The 7,760-nt window shown below is 69.9% G+C and carries 2 protein-coding genes; both read left to right on the forward strand.

Annotated elements, in window-relative coordinates; translation table 11 throughout:
* The coding region (locus BFF76_RS27920; RefSeq protein ID WP_141695678.1) for an SDR family NAD(P)-dependent oxidoreductase at positions 1 to 4,155 on the forward strand (4,155 nt) is incomplete at its 5' end.
* Positions 4,064 to 7,541: type I polyketide synthase (locus tag BFF76_RS27925; RefSeq protein WP_420877231.1), on the forward strand; the 3,478-nt coding region annotated here is incomplete at its 3' end. The genes BFF76_RS27920 and BFF76_RS27925, both read left to right, overlap by 92 nt.
* Positions 7,542 to 7,760 lie beyond the last annotated feature (219 nt).

Raw genomic sequence — 7,760 nt, forward strand, 5'->3', positions numbered from 1 at the left:
TCGCAGGTGGACTGGTCGGCGGGTGCGGTGGAGCTGCTGACGGAGTCGGTGGCGTGGCCGGAGACGGGCGAGGCGCGGCGGGCGGGTGTGTCGTCGTTCGGGATCAGCGGCACGAACGCGCACGTGATCGTCGAGCAGGCTCCGATAGCCGGGAAGCCGGCTTCCCTTACGGCGCGCTCGTTGCCGGTGGTGCCATGGGTGGTGTCTGCGAAGTCCGAGGCAGGCCTATCGGCGCAGGTCGAGCGGCTCTCGGCGTTCGCCGGGAAGTACGCGCCGGTGGATGTCGGGTTCTCGCTGGTCACGACGCGTGGAGTGATGAATCACCGTGCGGTGGTCATCGGTGACCGGACGATCGAAGGGGCGGTGACCTCGGGTCGTACCGGGGTGCTGTTCTCGGGTCAGGGTGCGCAGCGGTCGGGTATGGGCCGTGAGCTGTACCGGTCCTACCCGGTGTTCGCGGACGCGTTCGACGCGGTGTGTGCGGAGCTGGGCCGGCACTTGGACCGGCCGATCCGTGACGTGGTCTTCGACGGTGGTGAGCTGCTTGATCAGACGCAGTTCACGCAAGCGGGGCTGTTCGCGCTCGAAGTGGCGTTGTTCCGCCTGGTGTCGGCCTGGGGCGTCAAGCCCGATTACCTGCTGGGGCACTCGATCGGCGAGCTGTCGGCCGCGCATGTGGCCGGGGTGCTCTCGCTGGAGGACGCTGCCAGGCTGGTGGCGGCTCGTGGTCGTCTGATGCAGGCGTTGCCGGCGGGCGGGGCGATGGTCTCGCTCCAGGCAGCCGAGGACGAGGTCCTGCCGCTCCTGGCCGACGGTGTCTCGATCGCCGCGCTCAACGGGCCCTCCTCGACGGTGATTTCCGGCGACGAGGACGCCGTTCTGGCAATCGCCGCGCACTTCGAGGCGGAGGGCCGTAAGACCAAGCGGCTTCGTGTCAGTCACGCGTTCCACTCGCCCCGCATGGACGCCATGCTCGACGACTTCCGTACGGTCGCGGAGGGTCTCACCTTCAACCCGCCCGCAATCGGGATTGTCTCGAACGTGTCCGGTCGGGTCGTGTCGGACGAGGAGATCTGCTCGGCGGACTACTGGGTGCGTCATGTCCGTGAGGCGGTGCGATTCCTCGACGGTATGCACGCCTTGCAGGACCAGGGCGTGACCACGCTCCTGGAGCTGGGTCCCGACGGGGTTCTGTCCGCGATGGGACAGGACTGCGTCGAGGACTCGGTCTTCGTACCGGTTCTGCGCAAGGACCGCGACGAGGCACAGACCGTGGTCACCGCCCTTGCCGAACTTCACGTACGCGGATCGGTGGTCGACTGGGCGGCGTACTTCGCCGGGACCGGCGCGCGACGCATCGACCTGCCGACGTACGCCTTCCAGCACGAGCACTACTGGCTCGCCGACAGCATCGTGCAGCCCACCGATGCGAGCGCCCTGGGACAGAGTTCGGTTGCCCACCCTCTCCTCGGCGCCGCGGTTCCACTTGCTGGAGGTGAGAGCACGGTGTTCACCGGTTTGCTGTCGCCCGGCCGGCACCCGTGGCTCGCCGACCATGCGGTCATGGGCTCGGTTCTGCTGCCTGCCACTGCGTTCGTGGACCTTGCGCTGCATGCAGCCGCGCATGTGGAGTGCGACATCGTCGAGGAACTGACACTCGAGGCGCCCTTGGTCCTGTCCGAGCAAGTCGATACGCAGCTGCAGCTGGTCGTCGGGGCCGCAGACGGCGAAGGGCGTCGTGCGGTCACCGTGCACGCTCGCTCTGCGGCGAGCTCGGACGTGGAGGGGGAGTGGACCCGGCACGCGGTAGGCACGTTGGCCATGGGCACCTTGCCGGGTGAGTCGTTGCGGGAGTGGCCGCCGCGGGACGCCGTCGGGCTGGATGTGGCGGGGTTCTACGAGGAGCTGCTCGGGCTGGGGCTTGGGTATGGTCCGGTGTTCCAGGGGCTGCGTGCTGCGTGGCGGCGTGGGGACGATCTTTTTGCGGAGGTCGCCCTTCGTGAGGGTGTGGATGTCCAGGGGTTCGGGATTCATCCGGCTTTGCTGGACGCGGCTCTGCATGGTTTGGGGCTGGTGGGTGGGCAGGGTGATGTGCCTCGGCTGCCGTTCGCGTGGTCGGGGGTTTCTCTTCACGCTGTGGGTGCGTCGGTTCTGAGGGTGCGGATCGCGCCGGCTGGTTCCGGGGTGTCGTTGGTGCTGGCTGATGTGGCGGGTGAGCCGGTGGCGTCGGTGGATTCGTTGGTGCTGCGGCCGGTGTCCGTGGAGCAGGTGCGGGCGGCGGGTACCGCATCGGACGCTTTGTTCCGTGTGGACTGGTCGAAGCTGCGGTTGGACGTCAGCGGGACTGACGGCGCATTGAAGGTGGGATCAGTCACGGACTGGAGCGCCCTTGGCGTTCTCGACGCGGTCTCATTCGCGGACTCCGCTTCCGAGCCCGGGGACGTGGTGTCTCGCACGCATGAAGTCACGCGCCAGGCTCTGCGGTTGGTGCAGGAGTGGGTGGCGGACGAGCGGTTCGCTGATGAGCGTTTGGTGTTGGTGACCTCGGGCGCGGTGTTCTGCAAGTCGCCCGATCCTGTGCAGGCTGCTGTGTGGGGTCTGGTGCGGGCGGCTGAGACGGAGAATCCGGGCCGGTTCGTGCTGGTGGATGTCGAGGGGGCTGATGAGTCGGTTCTGTCGGCTGTGGTGGCTTCGGGTGAGCCGCAGGTGGCGGTGCGTGGGGGTGAGGTGTTCGTGCCGAGGCTGGCGCGGGTGTCTGCAGGTGCCGGTGGGAGTGTTCCCGAGGTGGGTGTGGGCACGGTGTTGGTGACGGGTGCCAGTGGTGTGCTGGGTGGGCTGGTGGCGCGGCATCTGGTGGAGCGTGGTGTTCGTCATCTGCTGCTGGTGAGCCGTCGGGGCGGTGATGCTCCGGGGGCTGCCGATCTGGTCGCGGAGTTGGAGGACCTGGGCGCGCAGGCGTCCTTCGTCGCGTGTGATGTGGCGGATCGTGCCGCGCTGGCCGAGGTGCTGGGCGGTATTGCTTCGGAGCATCCGTTGACGGGTGTGGTGCATACGGCGGGTGTGCTGGATGACGGTGTGGTGTCGTCGCTTACGCCGGAGCGGTTGGCTGCGGTGTTGCGGCCGAAGGTCGATGCGGCGTGGCATCTGCATGAGCTGACGTCTGGCATGGATCTGTCGATGTTCACGCTGTTCTCGTCGGCGGCTGGTGTGTTCGGTGGTGCGGGTCAGGCGAACTACGCCGCTGCGAACGCGTTCCTGGATGCTCTGGCCGAGGTGCGGCGTGCGGAAGGGCTTGCGGGGCAGTCGCTGGCCTGGGGTTTGTGGGCTCAGGCGAGTGAGATGACGGGTCAGCTCGGTGCGGATGATCTGCGGCGGATGGCCCGGGGTGGGCTGCTGCCGTTGTCCTCGGCACACGGGCTCGAACTCTTCGACTCAGCAACGACATTGACCGACGAGCCGGTGCTGGTCCCCGTCCCTCTCGACTTCGCCGTACTGCGCAGGAATGCTCTGACGGACGATGTGCCGACGGTGCTTCGGGCGCTCGTACGAAAGCCGGCCAGGCGCCTCGGCGAGGAGACGCGTACCGCTGCGTCCGGCGGGCCCCACCTCTACGCCGAGCGGATGCGTGCGGTACCCGCTGCGGAGCGTGAGCGGCTGGTACTCCAGCTGGTGTGCGACCAGGTCGCCGACGTCCTCGGCCATGCCTCCGGGGCGTCCATCAAGCCTCATGACGCCTTCACAGAGCTGGGCTTCGATTCACTGACCGCTGTCGACCTCCGGAACCGGCTGAATGCGGCGACAGGACTCCGGCTGCCCGCGACTCTGGTCTTCGACCACCCCACCCCCGGCGCGCTGTCCGAGCACGTCCTGACCGAGATCGCCCCCGGCAAGGCGGCGATGGTCTCGGTGCTCGAGGCCCTCGACCGGCTGGAGTCGGAGTTCGACGCGCTCACGCCCGACGGCGAGGGCTCCGTCGCCACTGTCACCGCCCGGCTGCACGCGTTGATGACCAGGTGGAAAGAGGAGTGCGAGCCGGCCGGTGCCCATGACGGCCCGGGCAACGATGCCGGTGACGAGACCAGCGTCAGTCAGACACTCGGTACAGCCTCAGACGACGAGCTGTTCGACTTTATCGACAACAAGTTCGGCAGGTGACTCGCTGATGGCGAACGAAGACAAGCTCCGCGAATATCTCCGGCGGGTCACCGCCGAACTGCACGAGACCGGCGAGCGGCTGCGCTCCGTCGAGGAGAGGGACAGCGAGCCGATCGCGATCGTGGCGATGAGCTGCCGGTACCCCGGCGACGTACGGTCCCCCGACGAGCTGTGGGAACTGGCGGCGTCGGGCGGGGACGGCATCACCGGCTTCCCCACCGACCGTGGCTGGGACATCGAGGCGCTGTACGACCCCGAGATGAAGCGGCCCGGTACCAGCTACACCCGCGAGGGCGGGTTCCTGCACGACGCCGGTGACTTCGACCCCGAACCGTTCAAGATCTCGCCGCACGAGGCGCTGGCGATGGACCCGCAGCAGCGATTGCTGCTGGAGGCGTCCTGGGAGGCGTTCGAGAGCGCCGGGATCGATCCGCTGTCGCTGCGGGGCAGCCGCACGGGAGTGTTCGCCGGGGTGATGTACCACAATCACGCGGCGAGCGTGGGTGCCGTGCCCGAAGGGGTCGACGGATACCTCGGGACGGGCACCGCGAGCAGTGTCGTCACCGGCAGGGTCTCGTACACCTTGGGCCTGGAAGGACCCGCGGTCACCGTCGACACGGCGTGCTCCTCCTCGTTGGTGGCGTTGCACCTGGCGGTGCAGTCGCTGCGCTCGGGTGAGTGCACGATGGCGATCGCCGGCGGGGTCACGGTGATGACCACCCCGGCCACGTTCATCGACTTCAGCAGGCAGCGTGGCCTGGCCGCGGACGGCCGGTGCAAGGCCTTCTCCGCCGCCGCCGACGGCACCGGCTGGGGCGAAGGCGTAGGCGTACTGCTGGTGGAACGACTGTCGGACGCGCGCCGCAACGGGCACGAGGTCCTTGCCGTGGTGCGCGGTTCCGCCGTCAACCAGGACGGTGCGTCCAACGGTCTGACCGCGCCCAACGGCCCGTCGCAGCAGCGTGTGATCCGGCAGGCCCTGGCAGGGGCCGGGCTCACGGCCGCGCAGGTCGACGCGGTGGAGGCGCACGGCACCGGCACCACACTCGGCGACCCGATCGAGGCGCAGGCGCTCATCGCCACGTACGGACAGGAGAGGACTGATGACCGCCCGCTGTGGCTGGGGTCGCTGAAGTCGAACATCGGCCATACGCAGGCTGCTGCGGGTGTGGCCGGTGTGATCAAGATGGTGATGGCCATGCGGCACGGTGTGCTGCCGCGGACCCTGCACGTCGACGAGCCGTCAAGGCACGTCGACTGGTCGGCCGGTCGCGTCGAGCTGCTGGCCGAGCAGGTGGCCTGGCCCGAGACGGGCGAGCCACGCCGGGCGGGGGTGTCGTCGTTCGGGATCAGTGGCACCAACGCGCACGTGATCCTCGAACACGTCGCCCTCGACAGCCGCCCGGACCCCGGTCCGGCGGATGCGCCCCGAGCCGACGCACGGACCCTGCTCACCACCGGCACCGCACCGTGGGTGCTGTCCGGGAAGTCGCCGGAGGCGGTCGCGGCCCAGGCCGCCCGTCTGCTGGCCCACCTGGAGACACGCAACGGCGGCGGCCCGGCCCCGGCGGACGTCGGGTGGTCGCTCGCCACCACCAGGGCCTCGCTCGAGCACCGTGTCGCCCTGGTGGCGGAAGACCACGACGGCTTCCTGACCGCGCTCCGGTCCCTGGCGCACGTCGGCTCGGCCGCCGGTGCCGTACGGGGGACCGCGTCCCGCAGGGTCAAGCCCGTCTTCGTGTTCCCGGGGCAGGGTGCGCAGTGGACCGGGATGGCGGCGGGCCTGGTGGAGTCGTCCCCCGTCTTCGCGGAACGGCTCGCGGAATGCGGTGAGGCGCTGGCGCCCTACACGGACTGGTCCCTCCTCGATGTGGTGCGACGTGTGGAGGGCGCTCCCTCGTCGGACCGGGCTGACGTCATGCAGCTGGTGCTGTGGGCGGTCATGGTCTCCCTGGCCGAGCTGTGGCGCTCGTGCGGAGTCGAGCCGGCCGCTGTGATCGGCCACTCCCAGGGCGAGATCACCGCAGCCACCGTCGCCGGAGCCCTCTCCCTTCCGGACGCGGCACGCCTCGTGGCGCGACGGCGTGAAGTCACGATGCCCCTCTCCGGCAAGGGCGGGATGGTGTCGGTCCCGCGCCCAGTGGAGTGGGTGCGCGAGCAGGTGCGGCAGTTCGGCACCCGGCTGTCGGTGGCCGCGGTGAACGGACCCACCTCCGTCGTCGTGTCGGGTGACCTGGACGCACTGGACGCCTTCGTGTCCGCATGCGCGGCAGAGGAAGTGCGGACCCGGCGCATCGCGATGGACTACGCGTCCCACTCGGCGCAGATCGAAAGCATCCGTGCGGAGCTGGCGGATGCGCTGCGCGGGCTCGCGCCACGCTCCGCGGCGGTTCCGTTCTACTCCACGCTGACGGGCGGTCTCATCGACACCGCCGGCCTGGACGCGGACTACTGGTACCGCAACCTGCGCTCCATGGTGGAGTTCGAGGCGGCGACCGCCGCCGCTCTGGCCGACGGCCACACAGTGTTCATCGAGGTCAGCCCACACTCCGTGCTCACGGCGGGACTCCAGGAGATCTTCGACGCGGCGGACGGCGACGCGGTCGCGCTCGGCACCCTGCGGCGGGGCGAGGACGAACCCCGCCGGTTCATGACCTCGCTCGCCACCGCCTACGCGAACGGTGTGGAACCGGACTGGCGGGCTGTGTTCGCCGGCACCGGCGCCCGGCGTGTGGACCTGCCCACGTACGCGTTCCAGCACCGGCGCTACTGGCTTGAGCTGCCCGGCACGCCGGACACGGACCGGCCCGGGACCGCCCCGGAAGACGACGCCTTCTGGGCCGCCGTCGACGGCGCGGACCTGGCGGCACTCACACGGACCCTCGCGGTCGACACGGAGCAGTCGTTCGCAGCGGCACTGCCCGCACTGTCCGCGTGGCGACGGCAGCGCACCGCTCTGTCCACCGTCGACTCCTGGCGCTACCGCGTGGTGTGGCAGCGGATCGCGGAAAGGCCCACTGCCCATCGGCCGACGGGCACGTTCCTGGTGGCGCTGCCCGCGACCACCGCTGCCGACCCGACCGCAGCCGACCCCTATCTCGAAGAGTGCCTCGACGCGCTCGCCCCCGCCGACGTCGTCGCGGTCCGTGTGGCACCCGGCAGCGATCGCGAAGCGCTGGCCGCCCTCATACGCACAGCGCTCGACGACGGACCGGACACCGCCGTCGCCGGAGTCCTGTCGCTCCTCGCCCTGGACGCACGCACCCACCCCCAGGCGGAAGCCGTGCCGGCCGGGCTCGCGCACACGGTGGCCTTCGTACAGGCCCTCTCGGACACCGCCGTGCAGGCTCCGCTGTGGATCGCGACCCGTGGCGCGGTCTCCGTGGNNCCAAGCCCTGCTCTGGGGACTGGGCGGCGTCATCGGTGCCGAACGCCCGGAGAGCTGGGGCGGCCTGCTCGACCTCCCGGCGAACCTGGACCGGCGTGCGGCGCACCGACTCCGCACCACTCTCGCGGCGCGTGACCTGGAGGAGAACCAGCTGGCGATCCGTGCAACAGGTGTGCACGGACGCCGGCTCGTCCCCGCACCCCGGCCGCCCCGTACC

This window comes from Streptomyces mutomycini (assembly GCF_001700505.1).
In the GTDB taxonomy this organism is placed as follows: Bacteria; Actinomycetota; Actinomycetes; order Streptomycetales; family Streptomycetaceae; genus Streptomyces; species Streptomyces mutomycini.